The sequence below is a fragment of the Secundilactobacillus yichangensis genome (assembly GCF_016861565.1).
Taxonomy (GTDB): domain Bacteria; phylum Bacillota; class Bacilli; order Lactobacillales; family Lactobacillaceae; genus Secundilactobacillus; species Secundilactobacillus yichangensis.
This window is the reverse complement of record NZ_BOLK01000004.1, coordinates 131,972-151,180: the sequence shown is the minus strand read 5'-3', so window position 1 is coordinate 151,180 and position 19,209 is coordinate 131,972. Positions and strand designations below refer to the sequence as shown.

Here is a 19,209-nt window from a genome sequence, read left to right as displayed (position 1 = left end):
GATCACCTTGGCAAACCATTATTTTGGTACAATGATCATCTCGGTGCAAGGCTTAGAGCTGCTCATTGTTGACCTAAAAACACTCAAAACAGTTGAACGCGTACACAAAGAATTGCCAGTTGGTGATGATCTATACCGACAACAGCCCATCAAATTTGAATTAGTCAATCAAATGACAACTTCATTGCGTGGCTTTTTACAAATCCTCAACGATTATCAAATTGATGATTACCAGCTTTGGGGCAGCGAAGCACTTTCAAGGGCTATTAACGCCGATTTCATTGCCGACCAGATTTTTCTAAAAACTGGCATTAAACTTAACTGGCTGTCCATCAGCGAGGAAACATATTACCGTAATCAGGCCGTTCTCGTTGACCTTAGTCAAAGGAAGGTTCCAACGAGTTCAAAATTAACTTACTTAATCGGGATTAATTCTGGAAATACGACGATCACCGAGTTTAATCACCTATCGTTTCTCTATTCCAGTTATTATTCAATGGGTCCTGTCAGAATTGCGGAGGACTTGCAGAGCTTGCGTCAAAGCGCTCCTAACTCAGTGGAAGTACTTAGCGACTATATTGACAGTAAACTATCAGATTATAAGCGGCAACTGCCTCAAGAAGCTATTGATGGCCCCAGCGAACTCATCTTGCTTAGTTCAATGCCTTTGAGTCAGCTCACCATCTCCGGTCAAAACCACCACACACTGACGGCTGATCAATTCGAAGAGATCTTTGACCGAGTGGTGGATGCATCCGACCAATTTCTAATTGAAGAATACGGCATCAGCGAAACAGAGATCCCACTCTTATTGCCAGAAATCCTATTAGTCCGTAAGCTCATGCACCTTACTCAGGCAACGTCACTACACTTTTCACATAACACCGTGCTGGATGGTTTGGCAATCAACGAAGCCGTCCGCGCTGGGTACAGCAAGTATGACTTCTCACAGCAAACAATCACTGCCGCCGTCAACATGGCGGATCATTATCAAGTTGAACCCGTTCACCGGGAGCTAGTCACCAAGTTTGCGTTACACCTGTTTGACCAGCTAAAGCCGATTCATCAGCTAACATCCCGTGATCGATTATTACTGCAAGTTGCCTCGATCCTGCACGATGTTGGTGCCTATATTAACGCGCATGAGCACTACCTGCACTCGGATTACATCATCCAGCATACTAGCATCATTGGCCTATCAGTTCACGAGCGGCAAATTATTGCTGCTATTGCCCGCTATCACAGTTCAACGACACCTAGTGAGGACCTTAGCCACTTTCAAAAACTCGATACCAGTGAACGGCTCCTAGTTGCAAAGCTAGCTGCCATCCTTCGCTTAGCGGATGCCCTCGATGATGACCGACAGCAAAAAATCAGCCGCATTTCAATCTCAATCAAAACACCCAAACTGGTCATTACCGTTTACAGCAACGACAACTTATCTTTTGAAAACTGGGAATTTACGTATAAAAGCCAATTCTTTGAAGAAACATTTGGCCTGAAACCTCAACTAAAACAAAGGAGTGTGACTTCAAAATGAGTGATAAAAAGAATTATAGTAATCCGGATTACTTCAATAATCGCGAACTCAGCTGGCTTGATTTTAACGACCGCGTATTGGAGGAGTCACGGGACAAAGGAAATCCGCTCCTTGAACGATTAAAGTTCTTAAGCATCACCCAAAGCAACCTGGATGAATTTTTTATGGTCCGGGTGGCATCCTTAGCAAAGCTAGCCGCCGTTAACTACCCCAAACCTGACGCATCGGGTTTAACCGCTGAAGAACAGTTACGGGCAGTAAATGTTCGAGCACACGAAATGCTGGTCAAACAGTACACGACGTTGAACCGTTCCTTAGTGCCTGCTGTTCAGCAAATCGGCGTTCACATTAAAAAAGCAGCCAATTTGACTGCTGAACAATTTCAGTTCATCAAGACTTACTTCCACGATGAACTTTATCCAGTACTGACACCAATGGCAGATGACGGTTCCCGGCCATTTCCATTTATTGCTAACGATACCCTGAATTTAGCAATTCAGCTGACCCCTAATGACGATAGCGGCCGACTGTATGCTACGCTGCAGATTCCGGACATCTTTCCAAGGGTCGTCCGGCTTCCAGGCGAAGAAAATTCCTTCATTTTAATTGAAGAAATTATTAAAGCCTTTGTTGGTCAGCTTTTTGTTAACTACAACGTCAAGGAGAGTGTCGTTTTCCGTGTTATTCGTGATATGGATCTTGACGTTGCGGAGGAGGACACCTCAGACTTACTAAAGGATGTTCAGCAACAGCTGAAGTTACGGGAACACGGCAACGTCATCCGACTAGAAGTTGAAAACACTATCAGTAAAAAGCTTTTGAAACGGCTAAACAAAGAATTGGACACACCAGATTTCGCGGTTTACGAAACTAACGGGCCAGTTGATTTAACCTTTTTGAGCAAGTTAACGAGTCAAATCATTAATCACGATGATTTAAAATACGCTAAATTCACCGCTTATCAGCCAAAGGAGTTAGATCATAATCACGACATCTTTGCAGCCATCCGTGAACACGACTGGCTGATGCAGCACCCCTATGATAAATTTGATCCGGTGGTTGAATTTATCCGTCAAGCCGCCACTGATCCCGATACTTTAGCAATCAAAATGACCTTGTACCGAGTCTCCGGCGATTCACCGATCATCCGTTACTTGGGACGGGCTGCTCAAAATGGCAAACAAGTTACCGTACTGGTGGAAGTTAAAGCCCGCTTTGACGAGCAAAACAACGTTCACTGGGCCAAGCAGCTTGAAAAAATGGGCTGTCACGTTATTTACGGCCTGATTGGTCTCAAGACTCACTGCAAGTTATCCCTGGTAGTCCGCCGGGAACAAGGCGGCATTCGCCGGTACATGCACATGGGAACGGGTAACTATAACGATGTAACCGCGCATTTTTACACCGATATGGGCCTGTTCACCGTGAATAGCGATATGGGGATCGATGCCACTAACATTTTTAACATGCTATCCGGATATTCGAAACCGCCCTATTTCCATCAGCTGCACATTAGCCCTAATGGCATCCGTGATTTCATTAACGATAAACTGAAACAGGCTGGTGACGCAGCTAAGAACGGTGCCAACGTCACCGTGCGCATGAAAATGAATTCGCTGTCCGATCAGAAAATGATTGAACATCTCTACAAAGCTTCGCACTGTGGCGTTCACATTCAGCTGATCATTCGCGGCATTTGCTGTTTAAAGACCGGCATCCCCGGTGTTAGCGATAATATCACCGTCCATTCAATTGTGGGCCGTTTCTTGGAACACAGCCGAATCTATAGTTTCGACGTTGACGGTCAAAAGAGTGTCTACCTCTCTAGTGCTGACTTAATGACCCGAAATTTGAATCGGCGAGTCGAGCTGCTGTTCCCAATCCTGCAACCCGATTTAGCTGACCGCGTCCTTCGGATTTACAACACCATGTGGAACGATAATGTTAAAACCCGGGTTCTGCGAGCAGATGGATCTTACACCCACATTGATCGCCGTGGACTCGTGCCGCTTGAATCACAGAGTGCATTTGTCAAAGCTGCCAGCGAACACGTCCAGCGTGATCAAGCTGACGCAGCTAAGACCGCCCCCACGGAATTTCAGCCAATGCTTAGCCCTGAGAACCGACCAAACCCTTTGAACTACGACGATGGGAGTGAATCAGACTAATGGAAAACTTTGCTGTGATTGACTTGGGCTCAAACTCAGCCCGAATGACCATTACCGAAATCGATGATGATGGTGCTTACTCAACTGTCAAACAAATGAAGGAATACGTTCGTTTATCAGAGAACATGGGCGAAAAGAAAATTCTGCAGCCCGAAGCCATTGATAGAACCATGGCTGCTCTGCGTGAATTTAAAGACGTCTATTCAAAGATGAATAACGTCCGTCTCAAAGCGGTCGCCACGGCAGCCACCCGCCAAGCGGCCAACCAAAAAAAGTTCCTCAAACGCGTTGAAACCGAGTTAGATATTAAGCTAGATGTCTTGCCCGGCACGATGGAAGCCTATTACGACTACTTGGGTGTCAGTGAAACCCTACCAGCCACTAACGCGGTTATTCTGGACACGGGCGGTGCAAGCTCAGAAATCGTTCTGGTTCAAAACGGTGCTATCAGCCATTTGATCAGCATTCCCTTAGGCAGCGTCAATTTGACCCAGGAATACCTGCCTACCGACCAAATTCCAGCCGCTAGCCTCTTTAAAGTAATGAGTTTTGTCAATGATGTCTACAGTAGTATTTGGTGGCTGCGTAATGGCCTAAATTTGCCCGTTATCGGCCTTGGTGGCAGTAACCGGACAATGGCTAAGATCAACCGCCGCTTTAACAACATCCTCAATTTTGAAGATATTCATGGGTATCGATTAAGCCGTCATTCTGTTGATGATACTTTCTCTCGCATCGTCAGTCAGGACCTAGAAGGCCGAAAAGCCATCCCTGGGCTCAATAAAGACCGAGCTGATATCATTGTCGGGGGATTGATTCCACTGACCTTACTGATGCGTTATTTGGACTCTGACCGGATCACATTTTCTAACAGCGGCTTACGTGAAGGCATTTTGTTTGAGCATTTAAAGGAATTGCAGCTACAAAACGTACACGAGAAAGCAGAGATGACTTTAAATCGTTTTACAACAGATGAAGCTTAAAGCTTTTTCTATTGGTAAAACTATTAAACAGGACACTTCAAAATAACAACTAAACGTGAAACATAAAAAATCTGGTAACCAGTTAATAAAACTGATTACCAGATTTTTAATTAAGGATACGTTCACATATCCACTCTCTTTAAGTTAACTGCCCCGGCTGGGCTCGAACCAGCGACCTCTTGATTAACAGTCAATTATTCTACCACTGAACTACGGGGCAATAAAAACGTCATGAGTTATTTATACCATAAAATTTCACGACGTGCAATCGTTTTTTCCTCAAATTTTAACCAATATGATTTTCTTTTAAAACCATATCGACTTCGTGCTGAATCTTATCTGGCTTCTTCCACTCCTCGAAATGATCCATTTTCTCAGTCGGCATTTCATAGTTTTCGTTAATGTATTTCTCATATGCCTCAACATGTGGAGAATGCGGAATATTGAGCTGCAGGATTCGAACTTGCTTGATAAACCCACGTTCAGCTGCCAGCTCAGCACGACCATTTTGCACCATATTACTAATTTCCATATACTTGGTACCATCTAGACGCGTAATTTCTTCAATGAGTGTAAACGTTTCGTGACTCTTCAATAGATATAACTCTCCCTCCACTTTTAACTGTCACATTATAACATAAACTCGCTAGTGCTTTAAATCTCCATACGGACACAAAAAAGCCACTATCTAGGATAGTGGCGGCATAAGAGAGAAAGAGAATTGATTAGAAGGTAATTAATTCATACCTTACAAGTAATACTATAGGACATGATGAAAGCGCTGTCAACCTTTTTCCAACTAATTTAATTTCCGTTGCCTTATTAAGAAATAAAAAGCACCTTAACCGTTTCACTGAACGGTCAAGGTGCTAATAAAACCACTAAATGTGAGATAGCCCTTTTCGTCAATAACTAATTAGGGGGTAAATAAATGGTTAATTACACTATACCACATTTTATGAGAATTGCTCACATTTTTTAATTAAAAACTCATTTATTTGTGTAAACTACCCGTTTTATCAATATGAACTGTTGGGTGAACTAACGCTGACGGGTTTGAAACCACTTCCGTTAACGAATGACCCGAAAGGTTCGTCCAACAAGTGAAGAAAAGCAATACCAGAACTAATAGTGTTAATATCCGGCTACTTACTGACATCTTTTCACTGATCACGGAACCATAGAAATCCTTTTTAACTTTGGCTGCGACGTTTTGCTCATTCGGCTTTTGCTTCTGCCGTTCCTCTACCACGGAAGCTTGAAAAGCATCAATATCAAATGCTTTCTGTGCTTCCTTCATCTTCAATTGGAACTGCTTCTTTTCCTTCTTGCTCAGCCCCTTGAACCATTTTACAAACTGCCGGTAGTCCGAAACAATCGTTTCCGTATCGCCAATTTCTTTTAAGTTACCATAATGAATCCAAGCAACACGATCACACAGCATCTCAATCTGTTTTAAGGAGTGGCTAACAAAAATAATCGTTTTGCCCTCTGCTTTAAATTCGGCAATTTTATCCACGCACTTTTGGTAGAAAGTATCGTCACCAACAGATAAGGCTTCATCGATAATTAAAATATCGGGGTTCACATGCACCGCAATCGAGAAGCCTAGCCGTGATTTCATACCGCTTGAATAACTCTTTACGGGTTGGTATAAGAAATCACCAATGTCAGCAAAGCTCACGATGTCATCCATTAATCCGTCAATCTCTTCATTAGTCAAACCTTGCATTAAAGCTTTCAGTCGGATATTCTCAAGACCAGTTAAATTACCGCGTAATCCAGCACCAATGGCAATGATCGAGGTATCACCGCGAACATCTACGATCCCAGTTGTTTGCGGGATAATGCCAGAAATAATGTTCGACAGCGTTGATTTTCCAGAACCGTTAACCCCAATTAGACCTAGGGTTTCACCTGGCATAATTTTGAGTGAAACACCCATAAGCGACCAAAAATGCGGTACTGGTTTTCGATTCAACGCAAAGAAAGCTCGCAGCTTTTCCGATTGAGTCTTAAATAAATCGTATTCTTTGGTGACATTTTGCACCATAATCTTGTAATCAGTTGCCATTTTTTAAATTCTTCCTAACGTCTTTTTTCGGTTTATAACGCCATGAACGTCATTATATCAGAGAACATGCCCTGTGTCTTGCTTGTTTACTAGTCGTTCTTTAAGCCTAAAATATCGGTAATCTGAATCCAACCGGTTACTGAACCGCTTTTAACTTGATACCAAATCGTCTGGTCCTTGGTGACAATACCGCGAGACATTACTTTAACGTGTTTATTGGCCAATTGTTTTGTCCGAATAACCTTAGCTTTATCAGTCGACGTTGGTACACCGTTATAAAACTTGATTGTTCCCGGCTTTACCGTTGCCGTACCATCGTAATTGGCATAATCCACACCAGGCGTCAGACGTGTACTGGTATCGGCATCCGTACTGTTCGCAGAGGTACGATCAAAACGATCATGCAGATCATAGTCCGCAATAATTTTGTTCAGCTTGCTAGCGTAGTTGCTATCAGTAGCATAGTTCTCAGCAACAATATTCGTTGCCGTCATGTAAGAACTGGCATTTTCACGCCAAGCACCTTCATATAGAAATGGATTCCAAGTCGTACCGCCACGCAAGACTTTGGCATAGTCGTTCAAAGAAGCCTGCGCAGAAGGATAAACTTTAAACTGCGCCAAAGTATTATACATCGATCCGCTGGGATTGGCTTCAGCCGTCGACATCGTAATTGAATGACCGTCATAATTACCCTTAACACCAAAGTAGTTATTAGCACTCGTTGATAGCCCACTAGTCCCCCAGTTACTCTCAAGTGCTGCCTGAGCCATCATTACCGAACCGTAAAGATGATTCTGGCGACTTATTTTTAATACCGGCTGACTCATCCGATTAATAAAATCGGTATGCGTGTCGGCTTGCGCAGTTCCCATTGTCACTGCACCAAGCCCGAATGCTGATACCAGCATAATTGTCAGTTTCTTCCAGAGCTTCATCTTAACTAATCTCCCATCTAAAATACTAAACCGTGAATATTATACCGGTTTCTGACGAATTCACAAGTTAATATTTGATAATAAATTAAAACCTTAAACTTTAAAAAAGGCCCGTTACCAGAAGCGGTATCAAGCCCATTTTGATGATTTATTTAACTAGTTTTTTACTGCTAATGACGGCACCCAGCCATTTGTGGTACCACTGTGAATTCGGTACCAGGTGGTAGTGAACCCGTTTTGAACGTGAATCGCTTTGTTATCGATCTTCACCGAATGATTCGCCAACGCTTTCGTTGTCGTCAGCTGCTTAGCAATGTAAGCTGAATTAAAAACGTGATCATAGACTGGGCAGATACTTCCGGTTAAAGTAGCCGTCTTTTTATACGCCGAATACGTTGTCTTAGGAAAACTCAACGCTTTGGTGTATACCCAGTACTTCTTAGACGTTGTCTGTTTACTGAACCGAACCCGGTACCAATTGGTCTTTGTGCTGACCTTATAACCACGGGCATCAATCCAGACTGGCCGCCCCTGCCAGCCGCCAATTTGCGACCAGCTATACTTAGTTGACTTATATTTACTGCCCTTAACGTGATTATAAATCGCATAGCCCTTATATCTGGAACTCAGAGATGCCGTTTGGCTATCAGCGCCGACAAAGTAATTAACCTTCGTTGTGTCAGCTACTGGTTTTTTAGCAGTTACAGTCGGTGTGGCAGGAGCCGTTGTGCCATCCAGGGAATAGAATTTATACGTCTGAATTAGATTGATCAAAGAACTGCCATAATTTGGTGCAGTTGCGTATGTTCCTGTTAATGCATTGGCTGCTGCTTCGTAAGTCGCGGCGTTCTCCCGCCAAGTGCCTGAATAATAATTTGGATTCCACGCCGTTCCGTTGCGCAATAACTGCGCATTATCCGTCATTGACGCCGCGGCGTCAGGGTACTTTTTAAACGCTGCCTGGGTGTAATATAGCTGTCCATTAGCGTTATATTCCGCAGTACTCATTGTCACGGAAGCACCATTGTATGCCCCTTTAATACCGAAATAATTATTCGCATCCATCGAAAGCTGACTCGTCCCCCAGCCGCTTTCCAATGCGGCTTGTGCCATCATAACAGACGGATACAGTTTATATTCGTCAGCAACCTTTTTAACAGGTGATGACATACTGCTAATAAAATGGTCCGTCGTTGCGCTTGCTTCAGCTCTGGTGTGCCCCGCACCAGATAGGCCGCATACGACTAAGCCAACGGTGAGCAGCCCCACCATCCATTGTTTCCGCATGTGTACGTCCCCCTCAGATACAACAATTTATTCTTATTATAATTGGAATAAGAAGTGAAAACAAGCTCGGTAATCCCCTTATAGAAGACGGGACGTAATCTAATAAAGATTAGACGCTTTAAAAAATTTTTTCCTCCAAAAATAAGTAAAAAAAGAAGACCGACTGTTCCGCCGCTCTTCTCTCTCATGCTGATTTTATTTGTTTAAACTAGTATTCTTCAGTTAACTTGCTAGCTGCTGCTTCATCAATGATGATGGTTACTTGATCATGCTGCTGTAAGAAGCTAGCTGGTACATCCGTCGTAACTGGACCTTCAATCATTGCCTTAACAGCATTAGCCTTTTCCGGACCATAAGCCTCTAATAAGATGTGCTTACTGGTCATGATGGAAGCAATCCCCATTGAGTAAGCATAGCGTGGAACTTCGTCTTCGTTATCGAAAAACCGGGCGTTAGCCTTGATTGTTGATTCAGTCAAAGCAACCTTATGCGTACCCAGTGCTGGATCAGTGCCAGGTTCATTAAAACCGATGTGACCGTTCTGACCGAGGCCTAAGATTTGCAGGTCAATTGGGTTATCAGCAATTACTTGATCATAACGCTTCATCTCAGCAGCTGCATCGCTGTTCAAACCATCTGGTACGTATGAGTGTGCAAATGGTTTCTGGTTAAACAGATGCTTTTGCATGAAGTAATGGTAACTTTGCGGATGATCAGGAGCTAAGCCAACGTATTCGTCTAGGTTAACTGACGTCATTTGACTAAAATCAAGATCACTCTTAGTTAATTCCTCATAGGTCGTCACTGGTGTACTACCGGTTGCCAAACCAAATACTTTAGCACCATCCTGGTAAGCATTTTCAAAGACTTCAAAGCCCTTCCGGCCGCCTTCTGCACGATCCTTAACGATAATCACATTCATTTTTGCTTTAGTAGATTCTGACATGATCGCCACTCCTTTTGTTGGTATAGCCCAATGATAAGTCATCTAGACCAATAATGCAAGAAAAATGACCAAGTCCGTTTAATAATTTACTTTTTGCGCGCCCCGCTGCCGGTCGCCGCGCTTATTAGCAGCTAATGTATTTTGCTGGGATTTAAATTTTTTCCATGTGGCATCGCGCTTTTGTGCTGCCTGTTTATTTTGACTGCGTTTCTTTGTGAATTTCATGATCCATCTCCCTTTCTCTACTGCGAGATTGTACCACGCTACGCTTTCAGCGTCTATGCATGTGCTTGAAAACAAGAAATTATTAATTTCACAAAGTCTGCGAATAGTCAGTTATTTTGCCGATGAGCTATAATGTAGCCAAACCGCCGCTAGTTTACCAAGTGATCAAAGCGAATTGGACCTTACTCAGCTGACTACTACGCCCAGTCAAACAATCGCTGTACCTGCCTTAGCCGAACCAAAAGTTCGGTTTGAAACGACGCTGTATCAGTACGTTCCCGTTACAGGCAACGAGAATCAAGTGATAGCAGATCTTTTCATCCTTGAAGTTACTGACTTTTACTTTGCTGATGACGTGTTAGATACCAATACATTGCACGTCAATACCAAGCAACTTGATCCCCTAGCAAGACTTGCGGGTTCAACGTACGGAAGGTTGACTGGTTTATTTGAAATGAAACGGCCCCGCTGACTAAAAAAATAACAGCCTCAATCATTAACTGACTGAGACTGCTATTTTTAAATTTAAGACTTATTCAACTGTCACACTCTTGGCTAGATTACGTGGTTTATCAACGTCCAAGCCCTTGTTAAGGCTCGTGTAATAAGCAATCAACTGGGTTGGCACAACGCTCAGCAGAGGTGACATTAATTCATCAACATCTGGCAAAATGATATCATCATCCGGTTTAGCCAGGCTTTCGGAAACAATCGTCAGGATGTGCGCACCCCGAGCCATGGTTTCCTGCAAGTTCGAACGGGTCAGACCAGCCGTCTTTTCTTGGGTAATGATACCGATCACCGGTGTCCCCTTTTCAATCAGCGCAATGGTTCCGTGCTTCAATTCACCAGAAGCGAAGCCCTCAGCTTGAACGTATGAAATTTCTTTTAGCTTTAATGCGGCTTCAAGAGAAACGCTCCAGTCGATCCCACGACCAATGTAGAAGGCGTTTGGCGTTTTCAAGAAGGAAGTCTTGGCAATGTCTTCGATTTTATTCTTCTCGTCGACGATTGCTTGAATTCCCGTAGCTACTAAACCTAATTGATGACGAACATCAAAACGTTGAGCAACGATTTGATTATCAGCTTCACCTAATGCCTTGGCTAAAATGGCTTCAATTGCGATCTGAGCAGTGTAAGCCTTGGTTGAGGCCACCGCAATTTCTGGGCCGGCATGCAGCAGCAACGTGTAGGTTGCTTCACGTGATAAAGTTGAATTTTGAACGTTAGTGATGGTTAAACTTTCGTAACCACCGGCGTTAACGTTAACCAGCACTTCACGGGAGTCAGCCGTCTCACCGCTTTGTGACAAGAAGATGAAGAATGGCTTCTTGGACAAAATCGGCTGTTCGTATGCGAATTCTGAAGAAATGTGAACTTCCGTCGGTGTCTGAGTCAGGTTTTCGAATAATCGCTTACCGACTAATCCAGCATGGTAACTGGTACCGGCACCCACAATGTAAATCCGGTCTGCTTGCTTCATAGAACTCAGCAGCTTATCACTGATAACTGGTTCACCAGTTTCAGAGAGGTAAACTTGAGCCAGACGACGCATAACATTAGGCTGCTCATCAATTTCTTTAAGCATGTAAAATGGGTAAGTCCCCTTATCGGTTTCACTGGCATCCATGTCAACGTGGAAGGTCTTCCGTTCAACTGGATTACCCTTTTGATCTTCAATTTTAACTTTGTCGGGGGTGATCGTCACAACTTCACCATCCATTAATTCTAGGAAGTCATGGGTCTCACGCAGCATTGCTAACGCATCGGAACAAACAACGTTGAAGCCGTCACCGACACCTACCAGCAACGGACTCTTGTTTTTGGCAACGTATAGGGTATCTGGATCCTCGCGATCCATCAGCAGAAAGGCGTATGAGGACCCCTTAAGCAGGCTCAGTGCCTTAACAAAGGCATCGTGGGCGTTCAAACCTTCTTTAACAGCTAACTTATCAACTAACTGAACGACAACTTCAGTATCCGTTTGACTGGTAAAGGGAACGTCACTGAGATATTCACTCTTCAGTTCCTGGAAGTTATCGATCACACCATTATGAACTAAGTAGAACCGGTTATCTTGGGAAACCTGTGGGTGGGCGTTAGCCACACTTACAACACCGTGAGTTGCCCAGCGGGTATGACCAATTCCAGTTGACCCGTGAACATCAGGACCAACTTCACGTCGCAAGTCAGCGATCCGACCCTTTTCTTTCACGAGATAATCCTTACCGTTTTGGTCGTTTACATAAATACCAGCTGAATCGTAACCGCGATATTCAAGCTTTTGTAGGCCATCAAGTAAGATTTTTACTGCGTTATCACTACCTGTAACACCGACAATTCCACACATAAGATTTCATCCTCTAGTTTTCATAATATTTTAATTGGTATAGACTCAATAATATTCAATGTATCTATAGACATGTATACTTTACAGTCTTTTAAATTAGATGTCAACATTTAAGTTAAAAATGGTATAGATTGAAAATGAGAGAAATTACATCGTAAATCCAAAAAAGCGGTTTTCAAACGTTATTGTTTGAAAACCACTTTTTTATTTCATGACCCTATTCAACACCGACTTCACTTTTTACTACTTCTACGATTCGGTTGACATAACCGTCTACTGCCTCTTGAGTTGGGGCTTCTGCCATAACCCGTAATAGCGGTTCAGTCCCACTAGGACGAACGAGGACCCGTCCATCGCCGGACATTTCCTTTTCAACGGTATCAATGATCCCTTTAATGGCAGGATTTTTCAAAGCAGCCTTCTTGTCAGCAACTTTAACGTTAACTAGCTGTTGCGGGTAATCTTGAACATCAGCAGCTAACTCTGACAGCTTCTTGCCAGTTTCCTTCATAATGTGAAGCAACTGTAAACTCGTCAGCATACCGTCACCAGTCGTGTTAAAGTCCAAGAACACAATGTGGCCAGATTGTTCGCCACCAAGGTTATAACCGTTAGCCAGCATTTCTTCAACCACGTAACGGTCACCAACTTTGGTTTTAACGCTGGTCATTCCATGGGCTTCCATCGCTTTGTACATACCTAGATTGCTCATCACAGTCGTAACAATGGTGTCCTTCTTAAGCCGGCCGTGTTCAGACATGTATTTCCCACAAATATACATGATCTTATCACCATTGACCACGTTTCCTTCTTCGTCAACGGCAATGCACCGATCACCGTCTCCATCAAAAGCCAAACCGATCGAAACACCTTTTTCAACGGTAAATTTCTGTAATTGTTCGGGGTGAGTTGAACCAACCTGATCATTAATGTTTAGTCCGTTTGGCGTGGTAGCAATTGTATCAAACTCAGCGCCTAAATCAGCGTACAATCTTGAAACTAAATTGCTGGTTGCGCCATTGGCAGAATCAACCGCGATGTGCATGCCGGTTAAATCATCATCGATGGTCTGTTCCAAGAACTGAATGTACTTTTGACTGCCTTCTTGGTAGTCTTCAACAGTACCTAAACCTTTAGCAGCCGGTCTTGGTAACGTGTCCTTTTGCTCCAGCAGTTTTTCAATTTCATCTTCCAAATCATCGGAAAGCTTATAGCCATCAGCACCAAAGAACTTGATACCGTTATCTTCAACCGGGTTGTGAGAAGCGGTCAGCATCACACCGGCATCGGCACCCTGAGTCCGAACAAGGTAAGCTACGGCAGGCGTTGTAATAACACCTAAACGTAAAACTTCAATCCCAACTGATAATAAGCCAGCCACGATGGCTTCTTCCAACATCTGACCAGAGATCCGTGTATCGCGAGCAACTAAGACTTGCGGCTGTTCACGGTCAGTTGCGTGTTCCGTCAATACATAACCGCCTGCACGGCCAAGTCGAAAAGCTAATTCCGGCGTTAATTCTTGATTAGCAATACCACGTACACCATCAGTTCCAAAATACTTCATGTTTAATTTTCCTCATTTCCAGATTATCATTTAGATTCGGTTGTCACCGTTACTTTAACGCTGCCAGGATCTGTTCCTGTCACCTTATTGGCCGCTGAATCCAAACTAATTATTTTTGTTTTTTGATTTTTAACATCACTAACATCTACGTCGGCATCAAACTCCGAAATGGCCTTTAAATCCGATTCAGAGCCAAACACCTCAATGGATTTCGTACTGCTTTGAAAACTGTATTCCTGATCATCGTTAGCGTTCTTAGCCTTAAATTTCAATGGAACCTTCTTTGAATGCCCCTTTGCTGTAATTGGCAGGTTCACTTGGGTAGTCGCTGGCGTCAGGATTACGTTGACAGTCTGGCCGTTCTTATCAAGGGCTTCGATGACTGCTTCACTATTAATTGACTTCTTAGTGTTTTGAGCTAAATTCAACTGAGCAACAACTCTGCTGATCCGGTCGATTTCACCTTCAGCCCCAGTAGCCTTAACACTTGTCACATCACTATTAGGACTGCCAGCAACGTAGTTTTTAGCAATCCGTGATTTATCGTATTGAACGCTGACCGGGAAGCTGACCGTCTGACGCGGCTGAATATTAACCTTAATGGTAGCCGGTGCAATTTGGTAGTTAATATCGCGGTTCAACCCGTCCTGTTTCAATTGAACTCGATGTTCACCAGCTCTGAGGCCCGTTAAATTAGCAAAGACCCGAAAGTTTTGAGTGTTTGCCGTAGCGGTAACTAGCGCTGCCGGGCCCCGAAGATGAACCTTCACCTTTTCGGGATAGCCAGTAACAAAATACTTGTCAGAATCCACGTTCAATCTCAGCTGTACTGAAACGGTCTTCTGTTCAGTCGCCGTTAACGTAGTGGAATTAGTCCCAGTTGTATTCATCTGTTGAGTCGTCGTACTTTTCGAACTATTGACATACAAAAACAAGCAGACTGCTAAGAACAGGGAAATTAACCGGTAAGTCCAACGACTGTTGAAAATTCTTTTCATTGCCGATTACCTCCCCTAAAGAACTGGGTGAACTCGTCAATCAGCCAAGACAGCGGATTTTTCGGTTGTTCAGGCTCCTGATCCTTGATTAATTCATTGTTCAAGAACTTCAAATAATCATTTTGATCCATATTACGGAGCAGTTCGTTATTCTTAGTAATTGAAACTTCACCAGTTTCCTCAGAAATAACAATGGTCAAGGCATCAGTGACTTCTGAGATACCAACCGCGGCACGGTGTCTTGTTCCCAATTCTTTAGGAATCAGGTTACTGTCAGACAGCGGTAAATACGCGGCCGCCACCGCGACCTTATTATTCCGAATGATTACAGCACCATCGTGAAGCGGTGTGTTGGGAATAAAAATGTTGATCAGCAATTCACCGGTAATCTTAGCATCCAACTCAATTCCCGTTTCGATATAGTCTTCCAGCCCAGTATCCATCTGAATCGTCATTAGAGCACCGATTCGGCGTTTAGACATGTACTGGATGGCTTTATCCAGAGCGGCAATCATCTGCTTCTCGGCTTCATTCACCTGCCGATTACGGACAAATACTGACCCACGGCCTAGGTGTTCCAACCCGCGCCGAATCTCTGGTTGGAAAATAATAATCATGGCAATGACACCCCAGTTAATCACTTGGTCCATTAGCCATGAGACCGTTCCAAAGCCCACGTAAACCGCAATGATCTTGACTAAGACGATTACGATGATACCACGTAGAAGTTGAACAGCTTTGGTTCCTCGCAGCAGCATAATCAGTTCGTAAAAAACAAACCAGACAACGAGAATATCGAGGAGGTTTACGATGTTATGCCACGTCAAAAAGCTACTCCAATCAAGATTCATTTGATAATTTCCCTCCAAAAATCTATTCAGATAACATTATAGCACGCTGACTGCTATTTTTTAGAATCACCGGCACATTTCTAATGACCAGTAAACTCAAAAGTTCAAGATTTTGGTAAAACGGCTGAAAATTCATGCGACTTCTCAAGTAATCTGTTATTATTTGAATAGTGATATTTTGAACAGGGAGATGATCTCTTGGCGGGTCACGCACGCTGGCAAATTCGGATTTTCGTAGTGCTGTGGCTGTTATTTCTGTGGCAGTTCGCGCATGAGCCTTTTACTTTTTTAATTTTAAATACTTTTTTGGGTTATTTACCCATCGAAATCAGTTTTCATCTAAGTAAGGAGCGCCCTAAAAGCGGACTGGTATTTTGGTTAGTTGTCCTTTTATGGCTAGTGTTCTATCCCAACGCGCCATACTTGCTGACGGATTTATTCCACCTTTCGCTCCTTAACCCTTACGGTCCAGATGGATTGTTACAGTTGAATCTGCACGTTTGGGTATACTTTACCTACTTACTGATCAGCGTTCTGTTTTGCGTCATCCTTGGTTTCTGGAGTCTGAACTACGTCGCCAATACGATCACTCAACGTTACTTAAAGGGAAATTCGTGGCTGCAGACACTGTTGGTACTCTTCCTTACTTTCCTGTCTTCAGTTGGGATTTACGTCGGCCGGTTTATGCGAATCCACACGGTCTACCTATTTATTTCACCAGAACTGATCACTGATCGCTTACTGCACATGTGGACTCCAACCATGATCGTCTTCGTTGGGTTAATGACCCTGATTCAGTTGATTGCTTACTGGCTGGTTTACTTAGCTTATCACAGTCAAATGGCTAATGAACAAGCAATGAAGAACTTGAAACTAGTAAAAAAAGAACCCGATGAGCATCACAAATCTGAATGAATTTAAGCCAAAACGTAGGAAGGAAGAAATTGTGACATAAGTCTATATCGACAAGGATTTAATCTAACCTCTTGGCTAAAACACATCTTAAAATTTGCTTTAGTTCATTACTTGAATATAGCCTTAGCCTGTTCCACAACTTCAGATTCCGGCCATATAATACCAAAGAACGCCATCCCGATAAAGCCCATCGGAATGGCGTTCTTTGGTATTATATTCTGGAATCTAGCGAGTTGTGTCACACCCTCAATAAATTTAATCCATTTCATCGTTGACTGCCATCATCAAAACATTTTCTGAGTAGTTAATGTATTGACGCAGTCGACCTGCCATTTGCCAGGTAATATTACCAGCTTCCAGCAGTGATTGAACACCCGTCCGTTCAGCACCTAGCGCAACAACTTTTAACTGGTTGAGCTGCTTGGCATACGCCGAACGCGAAACACGCTGGTCTTTGCGCGCACGTTCAACTCGATTGCGGTAAAAGACCACTAGGTGATAAATCGCCTGTTTATCTAACGACTGCGGATTAACGTCATCATTACTCAAATATTTGGATAGCGCTTTAATGGCCGCCTTTGCGCTTTCACGGTCAATCAGCTGCCATTCATTATCCGATGACTTATCTTGGGATCGATGAATAACGGCCTTAATCCACTGAACGGTGTGGTGAAAAGTAACCGACCAGCTTCTTAAAGTCGCGTGACTGTTAGGATGGCCTACTCGCCGCAGCGCCCGTTTCACGGTTCCTGAAGAAGAGCGATAAGCCTGCGACGAAATTTGATGATGCGCATATAATCGGTCTAAAGCGGACTGCTCACCTTTCAGACCCACTTGCCGTAACGTAATTTCATCATCCATTACTTGCTGACGTTCGGCATCATCACGGGTCTGCAGTTCTAATCGGCGAATGATAAACTGGTAGTCTAAGATCAAATCATAGGCTGCCCGCTGGTTTTCAATTCGGCGGTGTTCCTCAATAGCGTTAATGGCCAGCCGCATAATGTATATCCGCGCCTCAGCTTCACTCATCAGATGACGTTCTGCCGCTGTTTGTTCATCCACGCCACCCTCCTCAAAATCATCGTCCGTTTCATCGCTGAAACTGGTCCGGGTCTGAAGCGGTACTGGGTTATCTGGTGCAACTAGCGGTAAAGTGATTACCGCAGCTACCAGGCTAATAATAATGACACCGGCAGCTACGAACAACACTAACGAACGCTGCGGAAAAGCTTGGCCAGAGACGGTAACTAATGGCAGCGAAAGTACACCAGCCATGGTTACCGCACCCCGAACACCGGACAGACCAGCCAGCAATGCTACCCGAAAACTAGGCCGGCGAGGTTTACTGATTCCTTGGTACAAGTAGATCCAAATCACTCGAATCAGCAGCAGAATCGCCCAGGCACCAAAGGAATATGCTACAGCCTGAAACGTATTAAAATGAACGTCATGAATAATTTTGGTTGTGGCAACCGGCAGTTCATCGCCTAAAATCAAAAACACGACACCGTTTAAGAGGTAGACAATAATGTCCCAGGTCTTTTCGCTGACCAACTTTAATTCGGGTGAATCTTCCACTAACCGGTTTTCCTGGGCATGAGAAACTGCCCCGGCAGTGACCACCGCAATCACTCCAGAAGCGTGCAGGGTGCCCTCCGTAATCACATAAATTACAAAGGGCGTCATAATTTGTAAAACGGTATTAAATACGACATCGTTGATTCCTTGCCGTCTTAAAAAGTTGCGCGCAAATTCAATTAGCCACATCAAAACGAAGCCAGTTAAAAAACCGACAGCACTGATGTAGAGAAAATCGCCAACTGCATGGCTAAACGAAAAAACACCCGTGACGGTAGCTGCTACAGCGTATTTAAACGCAATCAGTCCCGAAGCATCGTTGATTAGACTCTCACCGCTAACTAAGTGTAAAATGCGGTCTGGCAATTTCACTCGCTTAGAAATTGACTGAACAGCCACCGGATCAGTAGGTGATAAGATTGCGGCCAAGGCAAAACTGACGGTCAGCGATAAGCGCGGAATCATCATATAAATAAGGTAGCCACCCACTATAGTGGTTAAAAATACTAATAAAATAGAATTAGCGAAGATTGGTCCCCGCAACTGCCAAAGTTCCCGCTTGGGAAACCGGCGTCCATCGTTAAAAAGCAGCGGCGCGATAAACAACAGTAAGAACCAATCAGTATCTAAGGGAATTTTGATTTCCCAAAATAATGCGATTACTAACCCTAATGCAATTTGAATTAAACTAACCGGAATAAAGGTTAGGTAGTGGCTGATGACGTTAGAGATTAAAACCATGACTACTAATAAAATAACCGCTTCAACTATCAGCAACTAGATAAC

General features: G+C 43.6%; 16 protein-coding genes and 1 tRNA gene. 5 read left to right on the top strand and 12 right to left on the bottom strand.

Annotated elements, in window-relative coordinates; translation table 11 throughout:
• Positions 1-7: 7 nt before the first annotated feature.
• Genes JUE95_RS05190 through JUE95_RS05180 form a run of 3 tightly spaced genes read left to right on the top strand, consistent with a single transcriptional unit; the run spans position 8 to position 4,691 of the window.
• Complete coding sequence (locus JUE95_RS05190; protein WP_203649703.1) at positions 8-1,540, top strand: Ppx/GppA phosphatase family protein; 1,533 nt, start codon at positions 8-10, stop codon at positions 1,538-1,540.
• The gene (locus tag JUE95_RS05185; protein ID WP_203649702.1) at positions 1,537-3,708 is read left to right on the top strand and encodes an RNA degradosome polyphosphate kinase; all 2,172 of its coding nucleotides are present in this window, start codon (positions 1,537-1,539) and stop codon (positions 3,706-3,708) included. Before JUE95_RS05190 ends, JUE95_RS05185 begins: the two co-directional genes overlap by 4 nt.
• Entirely contained in the window at positions 3,708-4,691 is a 984-nt protein-coding gene (locus JUE95_RS05180; protein WP_203649701.1) for a Ppx/GppA family phosphatase, read from the top strand. Before JUE95_RS05185 ends, JUE95_RS05180 begins: the two co-directional genes overlap by 1 nt.
• Positions 4,692-4,839: 148 nt before the next feature.
• Here the strand turns inward: JUE95_RS05180 and JUE95_RS05175 are convergent.
• The 7 genes from JUE95_RS05175 to JUE95_RS05145 all read right to left on the bottom strand — a co-directional run bounded on the left by JUE95_RS05175 (position 4,840) and on the right by JUE95_RS05145 (position 10,161).
• A tRNA-Asn gene (locus JUE95_RS05175) sits at positions 4,840-4,911 on the bottom strand.
• Between the two features lie 66 nt (positions 4,912-4,977).
• Entirely contained in the window at positions 4,978-5,286 is a 309-nt protein-coding gene (locus JUE95_RS05170; protein WP_203649699.1) for a hypothetical protein, read from the bottom strand.
• A gap of 399 nt (positions 5,287-5,685) precedes the next feature.
• Positions 5,686-6,765, bottom strand: coding sequence for an ABC transporter ATP-binding protein (locus JUE95_RS05165; protein ID WP_203649698.1), 1,080 nt, complete (start codon positions 6,763-6,765; stop codon positions 5,686-5,688).
• Between the two features lie 89 nt (positions 6,766-6,854).
• A complete protein-coding gene (locus JUE95_RS05160; protein WP_203649697.1) occupies positions 6,855-7,703 on the bottom strand; it encodes a glucosaminidase domain-containing protein in 849 nt (282 codons plus the stop codon).
• A 156-nt stretch (positions 7,704-7,859) separates the two neighbouring features.
• The gene (locus tag JUE95_RS05155; protein ID WP_203649696.1) at positions 7,860-8,990 is read right to left on the bottom strand and encodes a glycoside hydrolase family 73 protein; all 1,131 of its coding nucleotides are present in this window, start codon (positions 8,988-8,990) and stop codon (positions 7,860-7,862) included.
• A gap of 208 nt (positions 8,991-9,198) precedes the next feature.
• Positions 9,199-9,912, bottom strand: coding sequence for a glucosamine-6-phosphate deaminase (locus JUE95_RS05150; protein WP_203649838.1), 714 nt, complete (start codon positions 9,910-9,912; stop codon positions 9,199-9,201).
• A 102-nt stretch (positions 9,913-10,014) separates the two neighbouring features.
• On the bottom strand, positions 10,015-10,161 hold the full coding sequence (locus JUE95_RS05145; protein WP_203649695.1) for a hypothetical protein: 147 nt from the start codon (positions 10,159-10,161) through the stop codon (positions 10,015-10,017).
• Between the two features lie 175 nt (positions 10,162-10,336).
• Between JUE95_RS05145 and JUE95_RS05140 the strand changes: the two genes are divergently transcribed.
• Positions 10,337-10,633: a flavin reductase family protein gene (locus JUE95_RS05140; RefSeq protein WP_203649694.1), complete on the top strand. Its 297-nt coding sequence runs from the start codon at positions 10,337-10,339 to the stop codon at positions 10,631-10,633.
• 60 nt (positions 10,634-10,693) lie between these two features.
• On the opposite strand, the gene glmS is transcribed toward JUE95_RS05140, so the two are convergent.
• From glmS to cdaA, 4 genes are all read right to left on the bottom strand, one after another.
• Positions 10,694-12,511 (bottom strand): glutamine--fructose-6-phosphate transaminase (isomerizing), encoded by a 1,818-nt coding sequence (gene glmS / locus JUE95_RS05135; RefSeq protein ID WP_203649693.1) that lies wholly within the window; start codon positions 12,509-12,511, stop codon positions 10,694-10,696.
• 217 nt (positions 12,512-12,728) lie between these two features.
• Positions 12,729-14,078, bottom strand: a complete 1,350-nt coding sequence (gene glmM, locus JUE95_RS05130; RefSeq protein WP_203649692.1) for a phosphoglucosamine mutase — start codon at positions 14,076-14,078, stop codon at positions 12,729-12,731.
• Positions 14,079-14,104: 26 nt separating this feature from the next.
• The gene (locus JUE95_RS05125; protein WP_203649690.1) at positions 14,105-15,076 is read right to left on the bottom strand and encodes a CdaR family protein; all 972 of its coding nucleotides are present in this window, start codon (positions 15,074-15,076) and stop codon (positions 14,105-14,107) included.
• Positions 15,073-15,927, bottom strand: a complete 855-nt coding sequence (gene cdaA / locus JUE95_RS05120; protein WP_203649688.1) for a diadenylate cyclase CdaA — start codon at positions 15,925-15,927, stop codon at positions 15,073-15,075. The genes JUE95_RS05125 and cdaA overlap by 4 nt, the downstream gene beginning before the upstream one ends.
• A gap of 198 nt (positions 15,928-16,125) precedes the next feature.
• Here cdaA and JUE95_RS05115 point away from each other — a divergent pair, with 198 nt between their 5' ends.
• Positions 16,126-16,842 (top strand): DUF1361 domain-containing protein, encoded by a 717-nt coding sequence (locus JUE95_RS05115; protein ID WP_203649687.1) that lies wholly within the window; start codon positions 16,126-16,128, stop codon positions 16,840-16,842.
• Positions 16,843-17,097: 255 nt separating this feature from the next.
• Here JUE95_RS05115 and JUE95_RS05110 read toward each other — a convergent pair whose 3' ends face one another.
• Complete coding sequence (locus JUE95_RS05110; protein ID WP_203649685.1) at positions 17,098-19,200, bottom strand: cation:proton antiporter; 2,103 nt, start codon at positions 19,198-19,200, stop codon at positions 17,098-17,100.
• Positions 19,201-19,209: the final 9 nt, after the last annotated feature.